Origin of the sequence: Arthrobacter bussei (assembly GCF_009377195.2) — a bacterium.
GTDB lineage: Bacteria > Actinomycetota > Actinomycetes > Actinomycetales > Micrococcaceae > Arthrobacter_D > Arthrobacter_D bussei.
On the sequence record NZ_VJXX01000014.1, the window covers coordinates 1 to 1,252 of the forward strand.

The 1,252-nt window shown below is 61.7% G+C and carries 1 protein-coding gene; it reads right to left on the reverse strand.

The annotated features are described in order from the left end of the window. Positions 1–15: 15 nt before the first annotated feature. A complete protein-coding gene (locus tag FNH21_RS16710) occupies positions 16–1,200 on the reverse strand; it encodes an IS30 family transposase (protein WP_422108796.1) in 1,185 nt (394 codons plus the stop codon). Positions 1,201–1,252 lie beyond the last annotated feature (52 nt).

Sequence of the window (1,252 nt, forward strand, 5' to 3'; positions counted from 1 at the left end):
GGCGACCTCAACCGGTCAATGCACCACCTGTGGTCTTGAGGGTATCGCGGGCTGATCGAAGGTGGTGATGTGGGCTTGGTAGAGCTCGTTGGAGCTGGCCCATTTCAAAACCTGCCGGGGACGATCGTTTATAAGGTTCGCGATGTCATCGAGGTCTTTGGCGGTAAACCGTCGAAGGTCGGAGCCTTTCGTGAGGTACTGGCGAAGCATCCTGTTCGTGTTCTCGTTCGTCCCGCGCTGCCAGGGGCTCCTCGGGGCGCAGAAGTAGACGTTCATCCTCAGGTCCGTCGCGAGCTGCTGATGCTCGGCCATCTCCCGACCGCGGTCCCAGGTCAACGACCGGCGCAACGGCTCTGGAATTGCCTTGAACGCCTGAGTCAGAGCGATGCGGACGGCCTCTGCCTTGTATCCGTCGGGGAGATGGACGACTTTGACGGCCCGGGTAGTGCGCTCCACCAGCGTCGCCACCGCGGACGGTCTCTTACCCATGACGAGGTCGCCTTCCCAGTGCCCCACCTCAACACGGTCCTCAATCGATGCCGGCCGAGCGGTGATTGGCACCATGTTCTTCAACCGGCCGCGGCCCAATGACTGCTTGGCCTTCCGTGGCCTGCGGATAGTGCTCCCGGATCGCAGATGCTGGGACATGCCACGGTCAAGCTCACGGCGGTAGACGTAGTAGATCGACCGGTAGATGCCCTCGTGGGACAGGCGCATGACCGAGTCCTCGGGATAGGTCAGCTTCAGCCAGGCCGCGATCTGCTCCGGTGACCACCCCAGAATGAGCTTCGCCTTTACGACCTGCAGCAGTGCAGGTCTTTGCTTGAGCCGGTTCAACTTCGGTCGCTTCATCCGAACATGGGCTGCCTGCTCAGCAACCGTTGCCCGGTAGGCGGCTCGTCCACCATTGCGGGCGAGCTCCCTCGAAATGCTCGAGTGAGACCTCCCCAGCTCCGCGGAGATTCTGCGGATAGACCACCCTGTTGCAACACCGCGAGAAATTTCCTCGCGCTCTTGATGAGTCAGGTGCCGGCAGTTCCGTCGAGAAACGCTCGGCTTGATTCCGCCATAGCCCCGGAGGAAGTACTGGACCACATGCGCCGGCTGCCCAACCCGGTCACCGACCTGACGGAACGACTCACCGTTCCGCCACCCCTCCCAAATCGCTTGTTGCTGCTCCTCTGTGAACTCCACACGCACCTCCACCACTCATCCTGCCAAGGAGTGGTGCATTGACCGGTTGAGACCACCA